This is a genomic window from Blautia acetica, from assembly GCF_038739805.1.
GTDB lineage: Bacteria > Bacillota > Clostridia > Lachnospirales > Lachnospiraceae > Blautia.
Genome location: NZ_JBBEWO010000005.1, coordinates 90,897 through 112,582 on the forward strand (window position 1 = coordinate 90,897; position 21,686 = coordinate 112,582).

Annotated in this window: 34 protein-coding genes; 2 read left to right on the plus strand and 32 right to left on the minus strand. The window is 41.8% G+C overall.

Annotation, left to right across the window (positions count from 1 at the left end; all coding sequences use genetic code 11):
• Positions 1–86: 86 nt before the first annotated feature.
• Complete coding sequence (locus tag WBS51_RS05100) at positions 87–1,466, minus strand: C40 family peptidase (protein WP_173748305.1); 1,380 nt, start codon at positions 1,464–1,466, stop codon at positions 87–89.
• Positions 1,467–1,847: 381 nt separating this feature from the next.
• Here WBS51_RS05100 and WBS51_RS05105 point away from each other — a divergent pair, with 381 nt between their 5' ends.
• A complete protein-coding gene (locus WBS51_RS05105; RefSeq protein WP_173748303.1) occupies positions 1,848–2,252 on the plus strand; it encodes a phosphate-starvation-inducible PsiE family protein in 405 nt (134 codons plus the stop codon).
• Between the two features lie 88 nt (positions 2,253–2,340).
• Here WBS51_RS05105 and infA read toward each other — a convergent pair whose 3' ends face one another.
• The 28 genes from infA to WBS51_RS05245 all read right to left on the minus strand — a co-directional run bounded on the left by infA (position 2,341) and on the right by WBS51_RS05245 (position 18,559).
• Positions 2,341–2,559 carry a translation initiation factor IF-1 gene (infA, locus tag WBS51_RS05110; RefSeq protein WP_003022750.1) on the minus strand — a complete coding sequence of 73 codons (219 nt, stop codon included), beginning with the start codon at positions 2,557–2,559 and terminating at the stop codon, positions 2,341–2,343.
• Between the two features lie 3 nt (positions 2,560–2,562).
• Positions 2,563–2,841, minus strand: coding sequence for a KOW domain-containing RNA-binding protein (locus WBS51_RS05115; protein ID WP_173748301.1), 279 nt, complete (start codon positions 2,839–2,841; stop codon positions 2,563–2,565).
• 10 nt (positions 2,842–2,851) lie between these two features.
• Positions 2,852–3,607 carry a type I methionyl aminopeptidase gene (gene map, locus WBS51_RS05120; protein ID WP_173748299.1) on the minus strand — a complete coding sequence of 252 codons (756 nt, stop codon included), beginning with the start codon at positions 3,605–3,607 and terminating at the stop codon, positions 2,852–2,854.
• A 3-nt stretch (positions 3,608–3,610) separates the two neighbouring features.
• Positions 3,611–4,255, minus strand: a complete 645-nt coding sequence (locus WBS51_RS05125) for an adenylate kinase (protein WP_173748297.1) — start codon at positions 4,253–4,255, stop codon at positions 3,611–3,613.
• A gap of 148 nt (positions 4,256–4,403) precedes the next feature.
• Positions 4,404–5,720 (minus strand): preprotein translocase subunit SecY, encoded by a 1,317-nt coding sequence (gene secY / locus WBS51_RS05130; RefSeq protein WP_173748295.1) that lies wholly within the window; start codon positions 5,718–5,720, stop codon positions 4,404–4,406.
• A complete protein-coding gene (gene rplO / locus WBS51_RS05135; RefSeq protein ID WP_173748293.1) occupies positions 5,720–6,160 on the minus strand; it encodes a 50S ribosomal protein L15 in 441 nt (146 codons plus the stop codon). The genes secY and rplO overlap by 1 nt, the downstream gene beginning before the upstream one ends.
• Before the next feature lie 25 nt (positions 6,161–6,185).
• Positions 6,186–6,368 carry a 50S ribosomal protein L30 gene (gene rpmD, locus WBS51_RS05140; RefSeq protein WP_087271709.1) on the minus strand — a complete coding sequence of 61 codons (183 nt, stop codon included), beginning with the start codon at positions 6,366–6,368 and terminating at the stop codon, positions 6,186–6,188.
• A 13-nt stretch (positions 6,369–6,381) separates the two neighbouring features.
• A complete protein-coding gene (gene rpsE, locus WBS51_RS05145) occupies positions 6,382–6,891 on the minus strand; it encodes a 30S ribosomal protein S5 (RefSeq protein ID WP_173748291.1) in 510 nt (169 codons plus the stop codon).
• A 19-nt stretch (positions 6,892–6,910) separates the two neighbouring features.
• Entirely contained in the window at positions 6,911–7,279 is a 369-nt protein-coding gene (rplR, locus tag WBS51_RS05150; RefSeq protein WP_173748289.1) for a 50S ribosomal protein L18, read from the minus strand.
• A gap of 17 nt (positions 7,280–7,296) precedes the next feature.
• Positions 7,297–7,836: a 50S ribosomal protein L6 gene (rplF, locus tag WBS51_RS05155; protein WP_173748287.1), complete on the minus strand. Its 540-nt coding sequence runs from the start codon at positions 7,834–7,836 to the stop codon at positions 7,297–7,299.
• Positions 7,837–8,088: 252 nt separating this feature from the next.
• On the minus strand, positions 8,089–8,490 hold the full coding sequence (rpsH, locus tag WBS51_RS05160; protein WP_111918177.1) for a 30S ribosomal protein S8: 402 nt from the start codon (positions 8,488–8,490) through the stop codon (positions 8,089–8,091).
• A gap of 294 nt (positions 8,491–8,784) precedes the next feature.
• Complete coding sequence (locus WBS51_RS05165) at positions 8,785–8,970, minus strand: type Z 30S ribosomal protein S14 (RefSeq protein ID WP_003022786.1); 186 nt, start codon at positions 8,968–8,970, stop codon at positions 8,785–8,787.
• Positions 8,971–8,992: 22 nt separating this feature from the next.
• Positions 8,993–9,532, minus strand: coding sequence for a 50S ribosomal protein L5 (rplE, locus tag WBS51_RS05170; protein WP_111918175.1), 540 nt, complete (start codon positions 9,530–9,532; stop codon positions 8,993–8,995).
• A gap of 20 nt (positions 9,533–9,552) precedes the next feature.
• Positions 9,553–9,858, minus strand: a complete 306-nt coding sequence (gene rplX / locus WBS51_RS05175) for a 50S ribosomal protein L24 (protein WP_111918173.1) — start codon at positions 9,856–9,858, stop codon at positions 9,553–9,555.
• 12 nt (positions 9,859–9,870) lie between these two features.
• Complete coding sequence (rplN, locus tag WBS51_RS05180; protein ID WP_022303899.1) at positions 9,871–10,239, minus strand: 50S ribosomal protein L14; 369 nt, start codon at positions 10,237–10,239, stop codon at positions 9,871–9,873.
• 21 nt (positions 10,240–10,260) lie between these two features.
• On the minus strand, positions 10,261–10,515 hold the full coding sequence (gene rpsQ / locus WBS51_RS05185; RefSeq protein ID WP_291683089.1) for a 30S ribosomal protein S17: 255 nt from the start codon (positions 10,513–10,515) through the stop codon (positions 10,261–10,263).
• A gap of 38 nt (positions 10,516–10,553) precedes the next feature.
• Positions 10,554–10,757: a 50S ribosomal protein L29 gene (gene rpmC, locus WBS51_RS05190; protein ID WP_003022797.1), complete on the minus strand. Its 204-nt coding sequence runs from the start codon at positions 10,755–10,757 to the stop codon at positions 10,554–10,556.
• Positions 10,747–11,184 (minus strand): 50S ribosomal protein L16, encoded by a 438-nt coding sequence (gene rplP / locus WBS51_RS05195; protein ID WP_003022799.1) that lies wholly within the window; start codon positions 11,182–11,184, stop codon positions 10,747–10,749. The genes rpmC and rplP overlap by 11 nt, the downstream gene beginning before the upstream one ends.
• Before the next feature lie 2 nt (positions 11,185–11,186).
• Positions 11,187–11,843 carry a 30S ribosomal protein S3 gene (rpsC, locus tag WBS51_RS05200; protein WP_173748285.1) on the minus strand — a complete coding sequence of 219 codons (657 nt, stop codon included), beginning with the start codon at positions 11,841–11,843 and terminating at the stop codon, positions 11,187–11,189.
• Between the two features lie 11 nt (positions 11,844–11,854).
• Positions 11,855–12,241 carry a 50S ribosomal protein L22 gene (gene rplV, locus WBS51_RS05205; RefSeq protein ID WP_003022804.1) on the minus strand — a complete coding sequence of 129 codons (387 nt, stop codon included), beginning with the start codon at positions 12,239–12,241 and terminating at the stop codon, positions 11,855–11,857.
• 22 nt (positions 12,242–12,263) lie between these two features.
• The gene (rpsS, locus tag WBS51_RS05210) at positions 12,264–12,545 is read right to left on the minus strand and encodes a 30S ribosomal protein S19 (protein ID WP_003022807.1); all 282 of its coding nucleotides are present in this window, start codon (positions 12,543–12,545) and stop codon (positions 12,264–12,266) included.
• A 14-nt stretch (positions 12,546–12,559) separates the two neighbouring features.
• On the minus strand, positions 12,560–13,405 hold the full coding sequence (rplB, locus tag WBS51_RS05215; RefSeq protein ID WP_173748283.1) for a 50S ribosomal protein L2: 846 nt from the start codon (positions 13,403–13,405) through the stop codon (positions 12,560–12,562).
• Between the two features lie 128 nt (positions 13,406–13,533).
• Positions 13,534–13,833 (minus strand): 50S ribosomal protein L23, encoded by a 300-nt coding sequence (gene rplW / locus WBS51_RS05220; protein ID WP_111918166.1) that lies wholly within the window; start codon positions 13,831–13,833, stop codon positions 13,534–13,536.
• Complete coding sequence (gene rplD / locus WBS51_RS05225) at positions 13,833–14,453, minus strand: 50S ribosomal protein L4 (protein WP_173748281.1); 621 nt, start codon at positions 14,451–14,453, stop codon at positions 13,833–13,835. Before rplD ends, rplW begins: the two co-directional genes overlap by 1 nt.
• 29 nt (positions 14,454–14,482) lie before the next feature.
• Positions 14,483–15,112, minus strand: a complete 630-nt coding sequence (rplC, locus tag WBS51_RS05230; RefSeq protein WP_173748279.1) for a 50S ribosomal protein L3 — start codon at positions 15,110–15,112, stop codon at positions 14,483–14,485.
• A 141-nt stretch (positions 15,113–15,253) separates the two neighbouring features.
• The gene (rpsJ, locus tag WBS51_RS05235; protein ID WP_003022820.1) at positions 15,254–15,571 is read right to left on the minus strand and encodes a 30S ribosomal protein S10; all 318 of its coding nucleotides are present in this window, start codon (positions 15,569–15,571) and stop codon (positions 15,254–15,256) included.
• 403 nt (positions 15,572–15,974) lie between these two features.
• Positions 15,975–17,087 (minus strand): hypothetical protein, encoded by a 1,113-nt coding sequence (locus WBS51_RS05240; RefSeq protein WP_294460575.1) that lies wholly within the window; start codon positions 17,085–17,087, stop codon positions 15,975–15,977.
• A gap of 92 nt (positions 17,088–17,179) precedes the next feature.
• Positions 17,180–18,559, minus strand: a complete 1,380-nt coding sequence (locus tag WBS51_RS05245) for an aminopeptidase (protein WP_294460577.1) — start codon at positions 18,557–18,559, stop codon at positions 17,180–17,182.
• A 155-nt stretch (positions 18,560–18,714) separates the two neighbouring features.
• Here WBS51_RS05245 and WBS51_RS05250 point away from each other — a divergent pair, with 155 nt between their 5' ends.
• Positions 18,715–19,512: a GNAT family N-acetyltransferase gene (locus WBS51_RS05250; RefSeq protein WP_173748273.1), complete on the plus strand. Its 798-nt coding sequence runs from the start codon at positions 18,715–18,717 to the stop codon at positions 19,510–19,512.
• Positions 19,513–19,599: 87 nt separating this feature from the next.
• Here the strand turns inward: WBS51_RS05250 and WBS51_RS05255 are convergent, their stop codons facing one another.
• From WBS51_RS05255 to rapZ, 3 genes are read right to left on the minus strand one after another with little or no spacing between them, the layout of a single operon-like run.
• The gene (locus tag WBS51_RS05255; RefSeq protein WP_173748271.1) at positions 19,600–19,860 is read right to left on the minus strand and encodes an HPr family phosphocarrier protein; all 261 of its coding nucleotides are present in this window, start codon (positions 19,858–19,860) and stop codon (positions 19,600–19,602) included.
• Positions 19,857–20,816 carry a DNA-binding protein WhiA gene (gene whiA, locus WBS51_RS05260; RefSeq protein ID WP_294460584.1) on the minus strand — a complete coding sequence of 320 codons (960 nt, stop codon included), beginning with the start codon at positions 20,814–20,816 and terminating at the stop codon, positions 19,857–19,859. Before whiA ends, WBS51_RS05255 begins: the two co-directional genes overlap by 4 nt.
• Positions 20,795–21,685: an RNase adapter RapZ gene (gene rapZ / locus WBS51_RS05265; RefSeq protein WP_173748266.1), complete on the minus strand. Its 891-nt coding sequence runs from the start codon at positions 21,683–21,685 to the stop codon at positions 20,795–20,797. Before rapZ ends, whiA begins: the two co-directional genes overlap by 22 nt.
• Between the last annotated feature and the right edge of the window lies 1 nt (position 21,686).

Genomic DNA, 21,686 nt, shown 5'->3' on the forward strand with positions numbered 1-21,686 from the left:
TCTTTCAAAAAAAGAGCAATTCCCGTGTTGAATTCAACAAAAGAACTGCTCTCTATTTTTATGTATTCTTTTCTTCTATCTTCTAATTACTGCACAATACGTCTAACTGCGATATAAGAACGATATAACGCGTTCGCTGTATATTTAATACCACCCTTTGGATACGGAGCGCTGTTGGAAGCATGTACGATTCCGCCATCTCCTGTAAGGATTGCCACATGTCCAGGATATACAATAATATCACCTGCACGAGATTCAGAATAATCAATTCCTACACCAGAATTTGCCTGTGCATCACTTGTACGCGGAAGGCTGTATCCGAAGTGCGCAAATATCTGCTGTGTAAATCCGGAACAGTCAATACCGTTTGTCAGACTGTTTCCGCCGTATACATACGGATTACCGATAAACTGTTTTGCATAAGCTACAACCGCTGCGCCTGTGCTGCTGTCATAGGACGGTGCAGAAGAAGAGTTATCTTCCTGTGTGCTTCCGCTGTTACTGCTTCCTGCATCTGTATCCGGTGTTGTATCTGTATTGGTATTTCCACTGTTTGTGTTTTCACTGCTATCGTTGCTGCTGTCATCTGTAGAAGATGTATTGTTATTGTTATTATTATTGTTGCTTGTACCACCATTGTTGTTTGTTGTAGTACCGCCTGTAACAGCATTTCCTGTATTTGTGTTGCTCTGCTGTGTTTTCTTCTTAGCCGCTTCCTGTGCTGCTTTTGCTGCTGCCGCTTCCTGTTCCTGAATTTTCTTCAGTTCTGCGTTCTGCTGTTCAATCAAGTTTTTGTATTCCTGAGCCTGTGCTCTTGCAGACGCAATCTGTGCTTCATAATCTTCTGCGTTTGCTTTTAAATTGTCCACTTTCGTCTGAAGAGAAGCTTTCATGCCTTCCTGCTCATTTTTAGCAGTTTCCAATTCTGCTTTCTCGCCTTCCAGCTTTTCTTCCAGGTCAGTCACTTCCTGAACAATATCTTTCATTTTCTGTAATTCATCTCTGTCGTAAGCATACATCTTCTCTGTATTTTCTGCTTTCGCCAGCATAGACGCAATACTGTCAGACTCTAATAAAATCTGTGCCCATGTATCATTTCCGCCGTTTTCATACATGTACTGAATTCTCAGCTTCATAGCTTCGTACTGTTCGTCACGGTCAGCTTCTGCCTTCTTAAGGTCTTCTTTTGTTTTTTCAATGTCAGCTTCTTTTTCTTTAATATCCTCATCAAGAATTTCAATCTGTGAAATAACACTTACCAATTCCTGCTGAGTGGAATCAATCTGTCCCATTAATGCATTCTTTTTGCTTTCCAAACTACTTGCCTTTGACTCAGCCTCTGACAATTTACTCTGTGTTGCAGACTTCTCGGCCTGTAAATCATCTTTTCTTGCAGCTGATACAGGCATCACCTGTGCCGCTGTCATAGCAAAAATCAGTGACAGACATAATAATCTTTTTTTCATACTTTTATGTACCTCTCCAAAATTAATTTTTACACTCCGTCAAAATTCTGTAACATTTTCGAAACATTTTTCAAACTTCCTGTATATAATATCATAGAAACGGGTGTTTTGCAAGTAAAAACTTAGATTTTTTTAAGTTTTTGTTACAGATAATCCGCTATTTTACCATCTTTTTCCATTTTTTAAACTCTGATTTTTTTCTGCTTTTCCTGTGTTTTTTACGGTTTTCACGGAAAAATCTACAAAACTTCTGCCAGGAATTTTCCCAACTTTTCATATTTTTCTTCGTTTTCTCTCTTTCTTATGGTATGATAGATCTATCAATTATTACAAATTCATTTCAACTCAAAACTATCAGAAAGGAGAGCTTTTGCCTCGGATATGAAACGAAAACTGAATGAAATCATCTATACGGTTTCCCGCTATACGGAAATTCTGTTGTCTGCAGTCATACTGCTTGTAATTGTGATACTTATCATTCCCATGGTACATAATTTTATCACAATTCCTCTTCTGGAAATCACTGCTGAGCAGTTTACCGCATTTCTTGGCGATGCGCTTACACTTCTTATCGGTGTGGAGTTCGTAAAAATGCTGGCCAAACACACGGCAGAAAACCTGCTGGAAGTTCTGATGTTTGCTATCGCCAGGCAGATGGTTGTGGAACATCTGAATATGACGGAAACCCTTATAGGCGTTGTGGCCATTGCCGTTATTTTTTCCATACGCAAATTCTTATTGCTGAAAACCAGTGACAGTGCAGAAAAGATGTACGACAAACTATAAGTCCATGAAACAGCAAAAGGCGGCGCTTCTGCCTGCAGCACAGAAATTGTGTCTGCAGCCAAAAGCGCCGCCCCCTCTTTTTTCGTTTTTATTTATCTCTCCAGATAATTCTTCCTTTGCTCAAATCGTATGGGGACATCTCAATGGTCACCTTATCTCCCGGAAGAATACGGATAAAATTCATTCTCAGCTTTCCGCTGATGTGTGCTAAAATCACATGTTTGTTTTCCAGCTCTACTTTGAACATAGCGTTAGGTAATTTTTCTAACACAGTTCCTTCTACTTCAATAACGTCTGCCTTTGACATAAATTAAACCTCCTGCTGATTCTTTTCATAATCTTTAATGGCTTTTCTGATATCTTCATCCCGCAGTTCTTCGCCTTTTTCCATTTTTTCCTGAAGAAGGGCGGGTATTCTGTAAATAATCTGAATGTGCTTTCTTCTCTTTTTTTTCTGCTTATCCAGGGTCCGGCACCGGCCGTCTGCCAGATACACAAACTCTTCCTCTGCCTGCATAACTACAAACAGTTTTCCGGTATCGTGCCCTGCCTTGGAACGGGCCAGCATGCCTTTTACAAATGCTCTCATAGAACCTCCCTTATTTACTCAGGGTGAGAATTTCAGGTTCACCTTCGGTAATGAGAATGGTGTTCTCGTAATGTGCGGATAAAGAACCGTCCTCGGTTACTACGGTCCAGTCATCATCCAGCCACTCTACATCGGCTCTGCCCTGATTAATCATAGGCTCAATCGCCAGAGTCATTCCCGGAACCAGACGGATTCCTCTGCGTCTCTGGGGAAAATTAGGAATCTGAGGATCTTCATGAAGATGAGTTCCGATTCCGTGTCCTACCAGGTCGCGAACTACACCATAGCCGAATTTTTCTGCATAACCGCCGATAGCAGAAGAGATATCATTCAAATGATTTCCGGCTTTCGCATATTTCATGCCCTCGAAAAAGCTCTGCTTCGTCACATCCATCAGCTTCTGCGCTTCCGGTGAAATCTGTCCCACTGCATGGGTACGGGCTGCATCAGAATGGTATCCTTTGTAAATCAGACCTGCATCCAGACTTACAATATCTCCTTCCTGCAGAATCCGGTTCTTTTTCGGGATTCCATGTACAACCTCATCATTGACAGATACACAGATGGAAGCAGGGTATCCATTATAATTTAAAAAGTTAGGGGTACAGCCCAGACTTCGGATTAATTTTTCTCCAAGCCGGTCAATATCCAGAGTACTGATTCCCGGCTTAATAAAAGCGCCCAGTTCATCGTGCACTTTTTCCAGAAGTCTTCCGGCTTCTCTCATTAATTCTATCTCTCTGGCAGTTTTTATTGTTACTGACATCTTTTACTCTCCTAACACGCTGACAATCGCCTGAAAAACATCTTCCATATCAACGGTGCCGTCTACTTCTTTCAGCACGCCGGCCTTTGCATAATATTCAATCAAAGGCTGTGTCTGGTCATGGTATACTCCCAGACGTTTCAGTACTGTCTCTGGCTGGTCATCTTCTCTGAGCACCAGCTTTTCGCCGCAGACATCACAGATATCTTCTGTTTTCGGCGCATTGTATTTGATATGATAAGTTGCGCCGCAGCCTACGCAGGCTCTGCGTCCTGACATACGGTTTACAATATTTTCATCAGGAACTTCTACGTTAATGGCAAAATCCACTTTTTCTCCCATTTTTGCCAGTGCTGCATCCAGACTCTCTGCCTGCGGAATGGTTCTTGGAAAACCATCCAGAATGTATCCATTTTTGCAGTCTTCCTGCTGTACACGGTCAATGACCAAATCCACAGTCAGTTCATCCGGAACCAAAAGCCCCTTATCCATGTAAGTTTTTGCTTTTTTCCCTAATTCTGTATTGTTCTTAATGTTGGCTCTGAAAATATCTCCTGTAGAGATATGAGGAATTTCATACTTTTTGGCAATTTTCTTTGCCTGTGTACCTTTTCCTGCTCCCGGAGCGCCTAACATAATAATTTTCATACCCTTACCCCTTTCAAAAAGATACTTCGCTTTCGAATATGGCAAAAACCGCCGCAGCAACGAAGAACCACAGTCTTGTGACTCCTCTCTTGCCCTGTAAAGCAGTCAAACTGCTTTCTCTGCGACGGTTTCTTCCTAAACTTATCTTTTATTCACTTAAAAAACCTTTATAGTTACGAACCAACATGCGGGATTCAATCTGTTTCAATGTTTCCAGAACAACGCCTACCACGATGATAAGTGAAGTTCCTCCGAAGGAAACATTCGCGCCGAACACACCGTTAAAGAAGAACGGGATGACTGCAACGATTACAAGACCTGCAGCACCGATGAAGATTAAATAACTCAAGATTTTTTCCAGATATTCCTGTGTTGGTTTTCCGGGACGGATACCCGGGATAAATCCACCGCGCTTTTTCATATCATCTGCCACTTCCATAGGGTTGAAAGTGATAGATGTATAAAAATATGCAAAGAAGATAACTAATACAATGTATACGACCAAACCAATAGAATATATGGGTTCACTCGGATTAAACCAGTTGCTGGAAGTAAGTCCTTTCAGAATCTGGCTTCCGACGCCTGTTCCCCCCGTTTTTCCCATGAAGCTTGCAATCAGAACCGGGAAAGACATCAAAGAAGAGGCAAAGATAATCGGAATAACACCTGCTGTGTTTACCTTTAAAGGAATGGAACTGGACTGACCGCCCATTACTTTTCTGCCGACCATCTTTTTAGAATACTGTACAGGGATTCTTCTGATACCGCCGTTTAAGATTAATACTAAAACGACAACAACCAGGATAACAGCTGCAATAATTACGGCTGCCAAAGCACCCTTTGCATAGGTCTTTCCTTTGACAAACTGGTCAAAAAGAGTCACCATATCGCTTGGGATTCTGGAGACGATATTAATCATCAAAACAATAGAGATACCGTTTCCCACACCCTTGTCAGTAATCTGCTCACCAATCCACATTAATAATGCCGAGCCTGCTGTCAGACAGGTTACTACAACGACTGCTTTGCCGAAATTCATATCTGGAATCAGACCTTTATTACCAAATCCGATTGTCATGGCAACAGACTGGAATAAAGAAAGACCGATAGTCAGATAACGGGTGATTGCAGTCATTTTCTTCCTGCCCTCTTCTCCATCACGCTGCATTTCTTCCAGCTTTGGAATTGCAATGGTCAAAAGCTGAATGATGATAGAAGAAGTAATATATGGGGTGATATTTAATGCAAAAATTGACATTTCGGTAAAGGAACCGCCGGTGAAGGCGTCAAAAAAATTGAACGCATCACTGGACTGGCTCGCAAACCATTCTTTAAAATAATCACTATTTACTCCCGGAATCGGCAACTGTGAACCAATACGAATCACAATCAACATCAGGAATACATAGAAAATTCGACGTCTTATATCCTTTATCTTAAAGGCATTCTTAAGAGTCTTGAGCATTAGATCACCTCAACTGTTCCACCTGCGGCTTCGATTTTGGCTTTTGCGCTTTCGCTTACAGCGTTTACTTTTACATTTAATTTCTTAGTAAGTTCTCCGTTACCAAGAAGTTTTACACCGTCTCCTAACTTGGAGATAGCACCGGAAGCTAATAAAGCTGCTGGTGTCACTTCAGTACCGTCTTCAAATCTGTTTAAGATATCAACGTTTACTGCGATGATTTCCTTAGAGTTTCTGCACTTGAAGCCTCTCTTAGGAAGTCTTCTATATAAAGGCATCTGACCACCTTCAAAACCTGGTCTCTTTGCACCGGAACGTGCTTTCTGACCTTTGTGGCCTTTACCTGCTGTCTTACCATTACCTGAACCGTGTCCACGGCCTCTTCTGAAGTTATCGCTCTGTTTAGAACCTTCAGCTGGTCTTAAATTTGATAATTCCATGATGGCACCTCCTTCTTTATATTAATTAGATTTCTTCAACTTTAACTAAGTGTCTTACCTGCTGAATCATACCGCGAACTGCAGCATTGTCCGGCATTTCCACTGTTTTGTTCAGTTTTCTTAAACCTAATGCTTCCACTGTTTTTTTATGTTTCGGAACAGCACCGATTGTAGATTTCACCAGAGTGATTTTTAATTTATCTGCCATTTTTTAATCCTCCTTATGCAAAAATCTCATCTACAGATTTTCCGCGAAGTTTTGCAACTTCTTCCGGAGTCTTTAACTGGCTTAAACCTGCGATTGTAGCCAGAACTACGTTCTGTTTGTTACGGGAACCCATACATTTTGTACGAATGTTCTTAATACCTGCAAGTTCAATAACCGCACGAGCTGGACCTCCGGCAATAACACCTGTACCTTCTGGAGCTTTCTTTAAGAGCATTTCTGCACTTCCGAATTTTCCAACATAGTCATGTGTAATACTTCCGTTTTCGTCTCTTGCTACACTAACTAATTTTTTCATAGCATCTTCTTTTCCTTTGCGGATAGCTTCCGGAATTTCAGTTGCTTTACCTAAACCAGCGCCAACGTGTCCGTTGCCGTCACCAACAACAACTAAAGCTGTGAAACGGAAGTTACGACCACCTTTAACAACCTTTGTTACACGCTTGATTGACACTACTTTTTCTTCTAATTCAAACTGACTAGCATCAATGATAGAACGTTTCATGTGTTCATTTCCTCCCTTATTAGAATTCTAACCCAGCTTCTCTTGCTGCGTCTGCTAATGCTTTAACTTTTCCGTGGTAAATGAAGCCGCCTCTGTCGAATACAACTTCTTTAATACCAGCTTCTACTGCTCTTTTGCCAATTACTGTACCTAAGTATGCTGCAGCATCAACGTTATTGGTTTTTTCTAACTCAGCTTTTACTTCTTTCTGTGTTGTAGAAGCAGAAACAAGAGTTTTTCCAACTGTATCGTCAATAATTTGAGCATACATATGATTATTGCTGCGGAATACTGCTAAACGAGGTGTAGCAGTTGTACCGCTGAGATGATTACGTAATCTTCTATGTTTTTTTGCGCGAACTTTCGCTCTTGATACTTTACTAACCATTTTTACACTCTCCTTACTTATTTCTTACCAGTTTTACCAACTTTACGTCTGATAACTTCATCAGCATATTTAATACCTTTACCTTTGTATGGTTCAGGTCTTCTCTTATCTCTGATTTCAGCAGCGTACTGGCCAACTTTTTCTTTATCAATACCGGATACAACGATTTTGTTTCCGTCTACTTTGGATTCCAGACCTTCTGGGTCTTCCATCTCAACCGGGTGAGAATATCCTAAGCTCAATACCAGTTTCTTACCCTGTTTTGCTGCTTTATAACCTACACCGTTTACTTCCAGAGTTTTTTCGTATCCCTGGCTAACACCTGTTACCATATTCTGGATAAGGGTTCTTGTTAAACCGTGTAAAGATTTCATTTTCTTTAAGTCGTTTGGTCTAGTAACAACAACATGACCATCTTCTAACTTAATTGACATTTCAACAGGCAACGCTTTTTCAAGTGTTCCTTTAGGACCTTTTACAGTCACTACGTTGTTCTCAGCAATTTTAACTTCTACTCCTGCCGGAACAGCTACAGGCAGTCTTCCAATTCGTGACATACCAATTTCCTCCTTACTTAGATTTTCGGAAGGGCCGATTATGGTTCCCTTCTGTTTTCAGTATTACTATTTATCTATGATAAAGGACAAAGTCCTGTTATCCTCTCGCTTGGACATAATAAAAACTCGCTTGGACACATTCTGATGTTTGTCAGATTTTTGGAAGTATGTTCACTCAACTAAACTCAACTCTCGCCTTTGGCTCGGTTTCGTTAAGGTTCATGAATGACCTCGCACTAAGTTGCTTTCGGCCTACCAAACAAATGCCAGAACTTCTCCACCTACATGAAGTTTTCTAGCTTCTTTATCTGTGATAACTCCCTGGTTTGTAGAAAGGATTGCAATACCTAATCCACCTAATACTCTTGGAATTTCCTGGCTTCCAGCGTAAATACGAAGACCTGGTTTGGAAATTCTCTTCAGACCTGTAATGATTTTTTCATTTTTGTCTGCACCGTATTTTAATGTGATGCGGATGGTTTTGAATACTCCGTCTTCTAAAACGTCGTATTTTGCAATGTAACCTTCTTTTAACAGAATGTCAGCAATAGCAAGTTTCATTTTAGATGCTGGTACATCTACTGTATCGTGTTTTGCAGTGTTTGCGTTACGGATTCTTGTAAGCATATCTGCGATTGGATCGCTCATTGTCATGATAGTTTCCTCCTATAATTTAGACTTTTCATGTTAATTATTTTTTTATTTAAAATCCCCGACAGGTATAAGGGAGATTCTCTCCCCAACACCTAAAGAAGGGGTATGTTCCCTCAACTCTGGCGGAAACATCTCTCAACTAAGCTCAAACTACGTTTTCGCTAAGGTTCGAGATGAGCGTTCACACTAAATTCGGCTTTGCCTCACTAAGTGTTCACAGCCAGGTTCGGGAACGGCCTCGCACTAAGGTTCAAGCCGCGCCTTGCGGCTTGCTTTCACCAAGTTGCTTTCGGCCTACCAGCTTGCTTTTTTAACTCCCGGAATCTGGCCTTTGTATGCTAATTCACGGAAGCAAACACGGCAGATACCGTATTTTCTCAAGTAAGCATGTGGACGTCCACAGATACGGCAACGGCTGTATTCTCTTGTAGAGAATTTCTGTTTGCGCTGCTGTTTAACTTTCATTGCTGTCTTAGCCATGAATTTTCCCTCCTAATTTATCTTACTTTGCAAATGGCATGTTGAATAATGTCAATAATTCACGAGCTTCTTCGTCTGTTTTAGCAGTAGTTACGAAAATAATATCCATACCTCTTACTTTATCGACTTTATCATATTCCACTTCAGGGAAAATTAACTGCTCTTTGATTCCCAGAGCGTAGTTTCCTCTGCCGTCAAAAGCATTTGGGTTAACGCCGCGGAAGTCACGTACTCGAGGCAGTGCTAAGTTGATGAGACGGTCAGCAAATTCATACATTTTCTCGCCTCTTAATGTTACTTTACAGCCGATTGGCATACCTTCACGAATTTTGAAGTTCGCAACGGAATTTTTCGCTTTTGTTGTAACAGCTTTCTGACCTGTGATTAATTCCATATCAGCTACTGCTGCGTCTAACAGTTTAGCATTATCTTTGGCTTCGCCTACACCCATGTTTACAACGATTTTATCGAGTTTCGGCACTTCCATGATATTCTTATAACCAAACTTTTTAATCATAGCATCTACGATTTCATTTTTGTAAGTTTCTTTCAGTCTGCTCACTATATTGGCCTCCTCTCTTATTAATCGATTACTTTTCCTGTAGTTTTAGCGAAACGCACTTTTTTACCATCTTCAACTTTAAAGCCTACTCTGGTAGCTTTTCCTTCATGCATAACCATTACGTTAGATGCATCAATCCAAGCTTCTTTGTTCACAATACCGCCCTGCTGATTAGCCATGGAAGGTTTTGTGTGCTTTGTTATCATGTTTACGCCTTCAACCAGAACAGCGCCTTTTTTCGGATTAACAGAGATTACTTTTCCTTCTTTGTCTTTATCTTTACCAGCGATAACTTTAACAGTATCACCTTTTTTAATCTTAAACATCAGGCTTACCTCCTATAATACTTCCGGAGCTAAGGAAACAATTTTCATAAACTGTTTGTCACGAAGCTCTCTGGCTACTGGTCCAAAAATACGAGTTCCTTTCGGTGTCTTGTCATCTTTGATAATAACAGCAGCGTTTTCATCGAATTTGATGTAAGAACCATCTTTACGACGAACACCTTTTACAGTACGAACAACAACGGCCTTCACAACGTCACCTTTTTTCACAACACCGCCTGGTGTTGCATCTTTAACGGTAGCAACGATTACATCACCGATGTTAGCATATCTTCTAGTAGAACCACCCATAACACGGATGCAGAGGATTTCTTTTGCACCTGTATTGTCAGCGACTCTAAGTCTACTTTCCTGTTGAATCATGCTTAGATTCCTCCTTACAAATTATTTTGCTCTTTCTACTACTTCAACAAGTCTCCATCTTTTATCTTTGGATAATGGTCTTGTTTCCATAACTTTTACAGTATCACCGATATTGCATGTGTTTTCTTCATCATGCGCTTTTAATTTATATGTTCTCTTTACGATTTTTCCGTAAAGAGGATGTTTAACGTGGTCTTCGATAGCTACAACAATGGTCTTATCCATTTTGTCACTTACAACTTTACCAACACGTGTTTTTCTAAGATTTCTTTCCACGATTATGCTGCTCCTTTCTATTTCTAGGAATAAATTCCTTATGCGTTTGCTTTCTGAGCAATCAGAGTCTGGATTCTAGCGATGTTCTTACGAACTTCTTTAATTCTGCTTGTGTTGTCCAGCTGATTTGTTGCATTCTGAAATCTCAAGTTAAAGAGTTCCTTTTTAGCAGCTACTAATTCTTCCTGTAATTCTGCAGCTGATTTTGTTTTTAAATCTTCTACATAATTTTTAATTTTCACTGTTATCACCGCCTTCTAAGTCTGCACGAGAAACGATTTTACATTTACATGGTAACTTGTGCATCGCAAGACGTAACGCTTCACGAGCTGTTTCTTCCGGAACGCCTGCGATTTCAAACATTACTCTGCCTGGCTTTACAACTGCTACCCAGTATTCTAAGGCACCTTTACCGGAACCCATACGTGTTTCTGCTGGTTTTGCTGTTACTGGTTTATCTGGGAAAATTTTAATCCATACTTTACCACCACGTTTGATGTAACGAGTCATGGCAACACGGGCTGCTTCAATCTGGTTGGAACGAATCCAGCATGGTTCTGTTGCAACTAAACCGAATTCACCGTAATTGATTTTATTTCCTCTTAATGCTTTTCCTTTCATGGAACCGCGAAACTGTTTACGACGTTTAACTCTTTTTGGCATTAACATAATTATTTATCGCTCCCTTCCTTAGTTCCTTTTGTTGGAAGTACTTCGCCATTGTAGACCCATGCTTTTACGCCAACTTTGCCGTAAGTGGTATCTGCTTCAGCGAAACCATAGTCGATATCTGCTCTTAATGTCTGAAGCGGAATAGTTCCTTCGCTGTAGAACTCTGTACGAGCCATATCAGCACCGCCAAGACGTCCGGATACGGAAGTTTTAATACCTTTTGCTCCGGCTTTCATTGTTCTGGACATTGTAGATTTCATAGCACGACGGAAAGAAATACGGTTTTCCAGCTGTAATGCAATGTTTTCAGCTACTAACTGCGCATCTTTGTCCGGTCTTTTTACTTCTTTGATATCAACAACTACTTTTTTATCTGTGAATTTCTGTAATTCAACTTTTACTTTTTCGATTTCTGCACCGCCTTTACCGATAACAACGCCCGGTTTTGCAGTGTAGATAATGATTTTTACTCTGTCAGATGCTCTTTCGATTTCAATCTTGGAAACACCTGCGCTGTATAATTTCTTTTTCAGGTATGTTCTGATGTTGTAGTCTTCTACTAAGTTATCAGCGAAATCGCCTTCAGCATACCATTTGGAATCCCAGTCTTTGATAACTCCGACTCTGAGTCCGTGTGGGTTAACTTTCTGTCCCATGATACTCCTCCTTATCTCTCATCTAACACAACAGTAATATGGCAGTTTCTCTTTTCGATTCTGTAAGCTCTACCCTGAGCTCTCGGTTTAATTCTCTTCATTGTCGGTGCTTTGTTAGCGTAGCACTCTGCAATGTAAAGATTTTCCGGATTCATACCGTTGTTGTTTTCAGCGTTTGCGATTGCTGATTCCAGTAATTTTTTGATTACGCTGGAAGCGTATCTTGGGTTGTATGTTAAGATACCCAGTGCTGTCTGAACATCTTTACCACGAATTACATCCAGTACATAGCAAGCTTTCTGTACGGACATTCTTGCGTAGGATAATTTTGCAGACGGTCTTGTATCTTTATTAGCATTTCTTGCTCTTTTAATCTGACTTCTATGTCCTTTTGCCATGATAAAAGCCTCCTTTCAAATATTAGCGAACACCTGATTTTTTCTCGTCTTTTCCATGTCCTCTGTATGTTCTGGTTGCAACGAACTCACCGAGTTTGTGACCAACCATATCTTCTGTTACATACACCGGCACATGTTTTCTTCCGTCATGAACAGCGATTGTATGTCCAACGAAGGAAGGGAAAATTGTGGAACGACGTGACCATGTTTTGATAACTGTCTTATCGCCAGCAGCATTCATAGCGTCTACTTTTTTCAGTAAGCTTTCATCTGCGAACGGTCCTTTTTTTAATGAACGAGCCATTGTCTTACCTCCTACTATTTAGCTAATGTTTTACCATCTCTTCTTCTTACGATTAACTTGTTAGACTGTTTCTTTTTCTTTCTTGTCTTCAAGCCAAGAGCCGGTTTGCCCCATGGTGTACATGGACCTGGGCGTCCGATACCAGTCTTACCTTCACCACCACCGTGTGGATGGTCATTCGGGTTCATAACGGAACCGCGAACTGTAGGTCTGATACCCATGTGACGTTTACGTCCTGCTTTACCAATGTTGATAAGGCTGTGCTCGCCATTTCCTACAACGCCGATAGAAGCGCGGCAGTTTAATGGAACCATTCTCATTTCACCTGATGGCAGACGAAGTGTTGCATATTTGCCTTCTTTTGCCATTAACTGTGCTCCGTTACCAGCGGAACGAACCAACTGTCCGCCTTTTCCCGGATACAGCTCGATATTGTGAATCATAGTACCAACCGGAATTTCAGATAATGGTAAGCAGTTACCAACTCTTACTTCGGCATTAGCACCATTCATAATCTTCATACCAACTTTTAAACCTTCTGGAGCTAAGATATATGCTTTCTCACCGTCAGCGTATGAGATAAGAGCAATGTTAGCTGTTCTGTTCGGGTCGTATTCGATGGTTTTAACTGTTGCAGGGATATCATCTTTTCTTCTCTTGAAGTCGATGAGTCTGTATTTTCTTCTGTTTCCGCCTCCGCGGTGTCTAACTGTAATTTTACCCTGATTATTACGTCCAGCATTTTTCTTTAAGGACACTACCAGAGATTTCTCTGGTGTAGAAGTTGTGATTTCAGAGAAATCAGAACCTGTCATGTGTCTTCTGGAAGGTGTATATGGGCTGTATGTTTTAATTCCCATTACTGTCTCTCCTTTCATAACTGCACCATCGGGCTTTCAACATGCCCTGGTGTTTCTTTGCCGCAGCCAAATATCGGATTATTTTTTCTCGACTGCTTGTCTATATTTTCGTAACCGAAAGACTTAAATTAAAGTCCTTCAAAGATTTCAATATCTTTGCTGTCTTCTGTCAATGTAACGATAGCTTTTTTTGTCTTAGCAGTTTTTCCAAAAGTCATACCGCGTCTTTTGTTCTTTCCGTCTAAGTTCATTGTGTTGACAGATTTTACTTTTGTTCCTTCGAACATTTTCTCAACAGCTTCTTTAATCATTGTTTTGTTTGCATCTGTGTGAACTAAGAAAGTATATTTTTTCTCGCCCATAGCAGCCATACTTTTTTCAGTCACAACTGGTTTCAGGATTACATCATAATACTTTACGTTTGCCATTATGCGTATACCTCCTCGATTGCTGCTGCAGAAGCTTTTGTTAAGATTACTGTGTTGTATTTCAGCACGTCATATACGTTGATTGTGTTTGGCAGTGCTGTGATAACATCAGGAATGTTTCTTGCAGATAATACTACGTTTGCATCGTTGTCAGCTAAAACAACCATTGCTTTAGAAACATTTAAGTTATTTAAAACATTCTGCATTGCTTTTGTTTTTACTTCATCTAATTTCAGTTCATCAAGAACGATAAGCTTGTTTTCCTGAACTCTGCTTGTCAGAGCGGATTTAAGAGCTAATCTTCTTTCTTTCTTATTCATCTTAACGGAATAGTCTCTTGGTGTAGGAGCGAATACAACTCCGCCGCCTGTCCACTGTGGAGATCTTGTTGAACCCTGTCTTGCATGACCAGTTCCTTTCTGTCTCCAAGGTTTTCTTCCGCCTCCGGAAACTTCAGAACGTGTTTTTGCTTTCTGTGTTCCCTGACGATTATTTGCAAGCTGGCGAACAACTGCTAAATGCACTAAGTGGTCGTTGACTTCAACACCGAACACTGCATCGTTTAATTCCATTGTTCCAACTTCTTTGCCTTCCATATTATAAACAGATACGTTTGCCATTTTATGTGGTCCTCCTTTCCAACGAAAACTTATTTACCGCATTTTACAGTTTCTTTGATTGTAACTAAGGATTTCTTAGGTCCCGGAACTGCGCCTTTTACTAACAGCAAGTTGTTTTCAGCGTCAACTCTTACAACTTCCAGATTCTGAACAGTTACTTTTACATGTCCCATGTGTCCTGGCATTCTTTTTCCTTTGAATACTTTGGACGGGTCAGAACAAGCACCGTTGGAACCTGCATGACGGTGATATTTAGAACCGTGAGCCATAGGTCCTCTGGACTGTCCGTGTCTCTTGATAGCGCCCTGGAATCCTTTACCTTTGCTGATTGCAGTTGCGTCGATTTTGTCGCCTGCCGCAAAGATGTCCGCTTTGATTTCCTGTCCTAATGTGTATTCGCCTTCTAATTTTAATTCTCTGACGAATCTCTTGCAGGAAACACCAGCTTTATCAAAGTGTCCTTTCATTGGTTTGTTTACAAGATTTTCTCTCTTGTCAGCAAAACCAACCTGTACTGCTTCGTAACCGTCATTGTCCATGGTCTTAACCTGTGTTACCACACAAGGACCAGCCTGCAATACAGTTACTGGAGTTAATACTCCGTCTTCGTTGAAGATTTGAGTCATTCCGACTTTAGTAGCTAAGATTGCTTTCTTCATTCTTTTTACCTCCTGTGAATCTACAGCGGATTACACTGTGATGTGCAATCATCCTAGACAAACAGTCAACATAAGTGGATGCTTAAAGCATTGCTTCTATATCAACCTTGTAAGGATAATCTCTCTTAACCTTAAACAGAATTATTTCTGTTTCATTTTGATATCAATGTAAACACCAGCCGGCATTTCCAGTCTTGCCAGAGCGTCAACTGTTTTCTGTGTCGGTGCAATGATATCAATCAGTCTTTTATGAGTTCTCTGCTCGAACTGTTCTCTGGAATCTTTGTATTTGTGAACTGCACGCAGGATTGTTACTACTTCTTTCTTTGTAGGAAGCGGTACCGGTCCGCTAACAGTTGCTCCATTCTTCTTAACAGTTTCGATAATTTTGCCTGCTGACGCATCTACTAACTGATGGTCATAAGCTTTTAAAGTGATTCTCATTACTTGACTTGCCATAAAAAAAGTCTCCTCCTTTTCGCACTTTTAATTAGTACGACAAGCGGCGACTGTACACATTCCCGTGTGTGTCATCTTGATTTCTACACACACTCCCACCTTAGTGGTAAGTCTTTAGATGTAATACAGTGACTTGTCGTCAGTTTCCTAACTTGACATTCGCTCCACGGAAAACCTGTCTTTGACAGCAACCTCGCGCTTCATAGCTATCATGTCACAGCACTTGTTAGTATAATGGAAGTTTTTCCAAAATGCAAGCTTTTTTTCAAGAGTTTTTATATTTTTTTGTATTTTTTCCCATACATAACAAAGAACTGTCCGAACCATAAAAAACTGCCCCAGTAACGCACATCAGGAATTTGTTGTATTCCTGACGGCTGTTCCATAGGACAGTTTTCTCTTCTTATACAATATCTGAGTAATCCAGCAATGTAACTTTATTTTCTTCGTCGGTCTTGACTTCCGGAGTTTCTCCTGCTGCCTGTGCTTTGGCGAGAAGTTCCTGTACGCTTGGACTTTTCGGTACCGCATTTACATCAACCGGAATCTCCTCTTCGGCCTCTTCAGATTCTGTTTCTTCTATATTATTATAGTTCTCAGAATCAGAAATTTCTGTCTCCGGTTCAACAGGAATTTCCGGCTGCTCTGTTTCCGTGCTGCTCTGCACAGTTTTTTCCATCGGCTCTGCTGCCGCTTCCTGTGCTGCCTTTTCCAGTTCTTCTGCATTCGGCATAACTATGGTAGCATCTGGTGTCTGCTCCGGTTCACTGACCGCTGCAACACCCATAGCAATGGAAGACATCGCATCCTTCATGGCATCATCAAAGCCCTGAAGTTCCGGACTTTCTTTCTCTGCGGAAGCCGGCGGAAGTTCTTCGTCCTCCTCCTCATCCAGAAGTCCTTTCTTCGCCAGTTTGCGGCGGCGCTTTTCTTCCTTTCTCAGACGGCGGCGTTCCCGGAAGCTGAGTTTTTCTTCGTCTTCATCCTCATCTTCTTCCTCGTCCGTATCGCCGTCCTCATCTTCGTCTTCCTCCTCATCATCCCTGTCTTTTCGCCACAGTTCTGAGAGAATAAAGAGAATCACCAGGAAAACAATTCCCACGCCTACTACTATCAAACCTTCTTTGCTTTGAAGAGCGATAGCTGCATATCCGATAAAGGGAACCACTACCACAACTTTAGGAACAGATTTGTTCAAGTTGATATTTTCAGTGTCACTGCTTTTGCTGTAGACATCTTTCACCTGATAAACGCCTGCACTGGCATCCATATCCTGAATCTCATAAATGTAGGTGCTGGAACCTTCGTTATAGATAATCTTATCCTTCTTTTCCAGTTTCTTTACATTGACGCTCTTTCCGTAGGCCACAGAACCTACCGGAAGGTTTGTATCTGTTCCGGTATTGTCGTTCATAACCGTATCCACCCCGGCAAAAGGAGGTACCAGAAGAGCGGCTGCAATGATTATGGAAAAGAGAACCACCAGATTCACTATAATTTTCAGTATTTTTGACATTTGTGTACTCCTCACTTTACAACTTTGCCTTCATGTTTTCATAATATAATCTATATTAACATTTTTCGGCACAGATGTATAGTGCCAATTTATTATTTCGTTTCCGCTGCAAGGAAAGCGCAGTATCCTCTGTAAGCTTCATAGATATCCACTTTGCTTGCAATTTCCCATGGAGCATGCATATTCAGCACTGCCACACCGCAGTCAATGACTTCCATATTATAGTTGGCCAGTATGTAGGCAATGGTTCCGCCGCCGCCCTGGTCTACTTTTCCAAGTTCTGCTGTCTGGAAGGAAACCTGGTTGTCATCCATAATTTTGCGCAGTTTCGCAATGTATTCCGGGTTGGCGTCATTAGAGCCGCCTTTTCCCCTGGAGCCGGTGTATTTGTTGAAGGTAATACCGTGTCCCAGGTATGCGCTGTTTTTCTTTTCCATCACTTCCGGATAATTAGGGTCAAAAGCTGCACTTACATCTGAAGACAGCATCATGGAATTTTTCAGCGCTCTTCTTAAAAGCAGTTCGCTGTATTGTCCTGCTGCATACATCACTTCCGCTGTGGTATTTTCAAAGAAGCGGGACTGCATACCAGTAGCTCCCACACTTCCAATCTCTTCCTTGTCTACCAGCAGGCACACAGAGGTATATTTTACTTTGTCCTGTGCAAGAGTCGCCATAAAGGAAGGGTAAGAGCAAACTCGGTCATCATGTCCGTAAGCCATAATCATGCTTCTGTCCAGACCGTAATCTCTGGCCGGACCTGCCGGTACTACTTCAAATTCTGCGGAAAGGAAATCTTCCTCTTCCATATCATATTTTTCTTTCAAAATGGAGAGAATCTGCGCCCTGACCGGTTCTTCTTCCTTACCGTCCAAAGGCATGCTTCCCACCAGCACGTTCAGGTTTTCTCCCTCAATGACCTCTGCAGCTGTTTTCTGGAGCTGCTTTGCAGACAGATGAATCAGCAGGTCGGAAATACCAACTACCGGGTCATCCCCGTCTTCACCGATAACCACATTCACTACTTCGCCGTTTTTCTTTGCCACAGCCCCGTGAAGCGCCATAGGAAGGGTCACCCACTGATATTTCTTCACACCGCCGTAATAATGAGTGTCCAGAAGTGCCTGTTCCTGGTCTTCGTATAAAGGATTCTGTTTCAAATCCAGTCTTGGGGAGTCAATATGCGCGCCCAGGATTCTCATACCTTTTTCCATGGGTTCTTCACCGATAATGTACATAGCCAGGCATTTTCCCATATTGTTGGCATATACTTTATCTCCCGGCTTCAGGCTCTCGCCATTTTCAATCACTTCATTCAGATTGCGGTATCCGGCTGCTTCTGCCTGCTGTACCATTTCAGTCACACATTCCCGCTCTGTCTTGCAGGTGCTCATAAAGGATTTATATTTTTCGCAAAAATCAAAAACTTCTGTTTTGTCACTGTATTTTTTCCAAGCGTTTTCTGTTTTCATTTTATCTTGCCTCCTGTATTTTCTGTTCTTTCTCGATTCTACTACAACTTTCTCCTGATTGCAAGACAGGTCTTGATTCTTCCCCCGGCTTCCATTATAATAATGTTACTGTTTAATGCTTTAAACAAATAGCAATGCAAAAGGTGGAAACCGCTATGGATACAAAGCAGAAAATCAAAATCATGGAAGACCTTTCGCTAAATGCCTGGCCTTCTTATCAAATGCAGATATATGACGGCTGGATTCTCCGGTTTTCTTATTTTTATACGCACAGAACAAACTGTATTGAGCAGCTTGGCCATTCTTCTATTCCCTTACAGGACAAGCTGGATTACTGTGAGGACATTTATGAAAAATGGGGAACTCCGGCCATTTACAAGATTAACCCTCTTCTGGACAGTTCTTTTGACCAGAGGCTGATGGAACGCGGGTATTTCATGGCTCATGTAACAGAGGTAATGACACGGAGCCTGTATGCATATAAGGCGTCCGGAAAGCAGAATCCAAATATCACCCTTCATACGGAAATTTCAGACCAGTGGCTGAAAGGGCTATTTGCCATGAAAGGAATGACAAACGAGACCCATTTAAAAATCGTCCCTTCCATGTATGCAGCCATTCCAAAGGACACTCTGGCCGTATGCGCATGGCATAGCGGCAGAATCATCGGAACGGGACTAGGTATTCTGGACCGGGATTATGTAGGGCTTTATGCCATTCACGTACACCAGGACTTCCGCGGAAAAGGAATTGGGCGGGCTATCTGCGAAACACTGCTGGAAGCCTCCAGACAGCGCGGTGCGGCTTTTGCTTATCTGCAGGTGGTGCAAGGGAATCGTCCTGCAAAAAAGCTATATGAAGCCCTGGGATTTGAGGATTTTTATACTTACTGGTTCCGCCAGCAGTATTCCGTGGCACGGGGCGAAAATATCCCCTGTGAGGGACAGAAGTAGATACTTTTCCGCAAAAAGAGCCAGCCGGATTTCGCAGATGGAATTCCGGCTGGCCGCTCACATTCTCTTTATATTTTCCTCTTCCTATTATTTCGCTTTATTACTCAGGTATTCCTCTATGCTCTTCATAGCTTCTTCTTCGTCAGCACCGTCTACGGATACTGTTACATTTTCCCCGTTATCCAATCCAAGACTCATCATTCCCATGATGCTCTTGGCATTCACCTTTCTTGCTTCGCTTTCCAGGTAAATGTTGCTTGTGTACTGGCTCGCTACCTGTACAAGCATTGCGATAGGTCTTGCCTCCAGACCGTTTGAGATTCCGATAGTAATGGACTTTCTAATCATACTTGTTCCTCCTTGACTCCTCTGAGCTCCTCTGCTATGCTGCATATTTTCCGCAGTCTGTGATTAATACCGGATTTTCCTACAGGGATTGACAGTAAAGTTCCAAGTTCCTTCAATGATGCCTGTGGATATTCCAATCTCAATAAAGCTGTCTCTTCCAGATTTTCCGGCAGTCTGTGGAGACCTACGGTATCCCGGATATAAATAATATCCTCCATCTGCTTCACAGCGGCATTTACCGTTTTGTTAATATTCGCTGTTTCGCAGTTCACCTTTCTGTTTACAGTGTTGCGCATCCCTTTCAGAATCCTGACATTCTCCAGGTTCATAAGAGACACTCCTGCTCCCATAAGTCCCAAAAGTTCTACGATTTGTGCGCCTTCCTTTACATAAACAACATGATACTTTTTGCGTTTTACTATCTTGGCATCAATTTCAAAAGACTGGATGATTTCCTGCAGCTGCAGGGCCTTCGCCGGAGTCGTACACACGATTTCAAAATGATAAAACTTCTCTGGGTCGCTGATAGAGCCGGCACACAGAAATGCACCTCTTAAAAATGCACGTCTGCAGCAATTCTTCTGAATAACCATTTGGCTGACCAGGGTATCACTGTGTATAGGTCTTCTGTCCGCTGTCAAAAGCTTCACAGCCTGTAAAATCTTCACAGTTTCCTCCGGGTCCTCTACGTCAATTGTAAATCGGTTGTTTTTTTTGACTATTCTTTTATCAATAGAAACTTCGCCATTTATTTTAAACGTTTTTTCCAGTAATGTAAAGCACTTTCTTATAATACTTTCATTTTCCGCAGATAACCTGAGAATAATTTTTTTGGTTGACAGACGGACAATCTCGCCGTGAAAGGCAATAATGGCAGCCAGCTCCGCAATCCTGCAATGTCTGGCAGGGTCTTCCTGGCGAAGCAGCTCCTCTTTTACGTTTCCGGAGAAAGACATTTTTTTCCATCCTTTTCTATATCTCTATGTTCTACTCTGATTCCGTATTCCTCGTTTTCGCCCAGACGGCGGTACAGCTCATTCGCCAGGGTTACCGAACGGTGTTTGCCGCCTGTACAGCCCACGGCAATGACCAGCTGAGTCTTGCCTTCTGTAATATAGTTCGGAATCAGAAAACGAATCATGTCCTCCAGTTTGTCTGAAAAGGTATGCGCCAACTCAAAATTCATCACATAATCCCGAACCGGGGCATCATTCCCGCTTAAAGGACGGAGATTCTCCAGATAATAGGGGTTCGGCAGGAAACGCACATCAAAGACCAAATCCGCATCCTGGGGAATTCCATACTTAAATCCAAAGGAAAGTACCGTTACCATAAGGTTTTTAAATTCCCTGTTCTCCACAAAGATTTTTTCCAGTTCTGCCTTCAGTTCTCTGGTCAGCAGTTTACTGGTGTCCAGAATATAATCCGCACATTCTTTTAAGGTTCTCAGTTTTTCCCGTTCCCTGCGAATACCGTCATCTACTCTTCCATTTCCGGCCAGAGGGTGACTGCGCCTTGTCTCTTTATATCTTCTTACCAGCACATCCTCATCTGCGTCCAGAAAGAGAATTTCCATTCCCAATCCCGGAGTCTGAATATTTTCCAGCACGGATACCAGTTCATCCAGAGATTTTCCGCTTCGGATGTCCACTCCTATGGCTACTTTTTCGATTTCCCCCGGACCGCTGTCATGAATCAGCTGTACAAACTTGTCAATCAGCGGCACAGGCAGATTGTCTACGCAGAAATACTCCATATCCTCCAGCATTTTCAGTGCCGTACTTTTGCCGGCTCCCGACATGCCCGTCACAATTACAAACCGCATA

What these genes read in the sequence shown, in the direction of transcription:
- WBS51_RS05100 (WP_173748305.1), bottom strand. Translation starts at nt 1,466, where the DNA reads ATGAAAAAAAGATTATTATGTCTGTCACTGATTTTTGCTATGACAGCG.
- WBS51_RS05105 (WP_173748303.1), top strand. Translation starts at nt 1,848, where the DNA reads ATGAAACGAAAACTGAATGAAATCATCTATACGGTTTCCCGCTATACG.
- infA (WP_003022750.1), bottom strand. Translation starts at nt 2,559, where the DNA reads ATGTCAAAGGCAGACGTTATTGAAGTAGAAGGAACTGTGTTAGAAAAA.
- WBS51_RS05115 (WP_173748301.1), bottom strand. Translation starts at nt 2,841, where the DNA reads ATGAGAGCATTTGTAAAAGGCATGCTGGCCCGTTCCAAGGCAGGGCAC.
- map (WP_173748299.1), bottom strand. Translation starts at nt 3,607, where the DNA reads ATGTCAGTAACAATAAAAACTGCCAGAGAGATAGAATTAATGAGAGAA.
- WBS51_RS05125 (WP_173748297.1), bottom strand. Translation starts at nt 4,255, where the DNA reads ATGAAAATTATTATGTTAGGCGCTCCGGGAGCAGGAAAAGGTACACAG.
- secY (WP_173748295.1), bottom strand. Translation starts at nt 5,720, where the DNA reads ATGCTCAAGACTCTTAAGAATGCCTTTAAGATAAAGGATATAAGACGT.
- rplO (WP_173748293.1), bottom strand. Translation starts at nt 6,160, where the DNA reads ATGGAATTATCAAATTTAAGACCAGCTGAAGGTTCTAAACAGAGCGAT.
- rpmD (WP_087271709.1), bottom strand. Translation starts at nt 6,368, where the DNA reads ATGGCAGATAAATTAAAAATCACTCTGGTGAAATCTACAATCGGTGCT.
- rpsE (WP_173748291.1), bottom strand. Translation starts at nt 6,891, where the DNA reads ATGAAACGTTCTATCATTGATGCTAGTCAGTTTGAATTAGAAGAAAAA.
- rplR (WP_173748289.1), bottom strand. Translation starts at nt 7,279, where the DNA reads ATGGTTAGTAAAGTATCAAGAGCGAAAGTTCGCGCAAAAAAACATAGA.
- rplF (WP_173748287.1), bottom strand. Translation starts at nt 7,836, where the DNA reads ATGTCACGAATTGGAAGACTGCCTGTAGCTGTTCCGGCAGGAGTAGAA.
- rpsH (WP_111918177.1), bottom strand. Translation starts at nt 8,490, where the DNA reads ATGACAATGAGCGATCCAATCGCAGATATGCTTACAAGAATCCGTAAC.
- WBS51_RS05165 (WP_003022786.1), bottom strand. Translation starts at nt 8,970, where the DNA reads ATGGCTAAGACAGCAATGAAAGTTAAACAGCAGCGCAAACAGAAATTC.
- rplX (WP_111918173.1), bottom strand. Translation starts at nt 9,858, where the DNA reads ATGTTTAAGATTAAAAAAGGTGATACTGTTAAAGTTATCGCTGGTAAA.
- rplN (WP_022303899.1), bottom strand. Translation starts at nt 10,239, where the DNA reads ATGATTCAACAGGAAAGTAGACTTAGAGTCGCTGACAATACAGGTGCA.
- rplP (WP_003022799.1), bottom strand. Translation starts at nt 11,184, where the DNA reads ATGTTAATGCCAAAAAGAGTTAAACGTCGTAAACAGTTTCGCGGTTCC.
- rpsC (WP_173748285.1), bottom strand. Translation starts at nt 11,843, where the DNA reads ATGGGACAGAAAGTTAACCCACACGGACTCAGAGTCGGAGTTATCAAA.
- rplV (WP_003022804.1), bottom strand. Translation starts at nt 12,241, where the DNA reads ATGGCAAAAGGACATAGAAGTCAGATTAAAAGAGCAAGAAATGCTAAT.
- rpsS (WP_003022807.1), bottom strand. Translation starts at nt 12,545, where the DNA reads ATGGCTCGTTCATTAAAAAAAGGACCGTTCGCAGATGAAAGCTTACTG.
- rplB (WP_173748283.1), bottom strand. Translation starts at nt 13,405, where the DNA reads ATGGGAATTAAAACATACAGCCCATATACACCTTCCAGAAGACACATG.
- rplW (WP_111918166.1), bottom strand. Translation starts at nt 13,833, where the DNA reads ATGGCAAACGTAAAGTATTATGATGTAATCCTGAAACCAGTTGTGACT.
- rplD (WP_173748281.1), bottom strand. Translation starts at nt 14,453, where the DNA reads ATGGCAAACGTATCTGTTTATAATATGGAAGGCAAAGAAGTTGGAACA.
- rplC (WP_173748279.1), bottom strand. Translation starts at nt 15,112, where the DNA reads ATGAAGAAAGCAATCTTAGCTACTAAAGTCGGAATGACTCAAATCTTC.
- rpsJ (WP_003022820.1), bottom strand. Translation starts at nt 15,571, where the DNA reads ATGGCAAGTCAAGTAATGAGAATCACTTTAAAAGCTTATGACCATCAG.
- WBS51_RS05240 (WP_294460575.1), bottom strand. Translation starts at nt 17,087, where the DNA reads ATGTCAAAAATACTGAAAATTATAGTGAATCTGGTGGTTCTCTTTTCC.
- WBS51_RS05245 (WP_294460577.1), bottom strand. Translation starts at nt 18,559, where the DNA reads ATGAAAACAGAAAACGCTTGGAAAAAATACAGTGACAAAACAGAAGTT.
- WBS51_RS05250 (WP_173748273.1), top strand. Translation starts at nt 18,715, where the DNA reads ATGGATACAAAGCAGAAAATCAAAATCATGGAAGACCTTTCGCTAAAT.
- WBS51_RS05255 (WP_173748271.1), bottom strand. Translation starts at nt 19,860, where the DNA reads ATGATTAGAAAGTCCATTACTATCGGAATCTCAAACGGTCTGGAGGCA.
- whiA (WP_294460584.1), bottom strand. Translation starts at nt 20,816, where the DNA reads ATGTCTTTCTCCGGAAACGTAAAAGAGGAGCTGCTTCGCCAGGAAGAC.
- rapZ (WP_173748266.1), bottom strand. Translation starts at nt 21,685, where the DNA reads ATGCGGTTTGTAATTGTGACGGGCATGTCGGGAGCCGGCAAAAGTACG.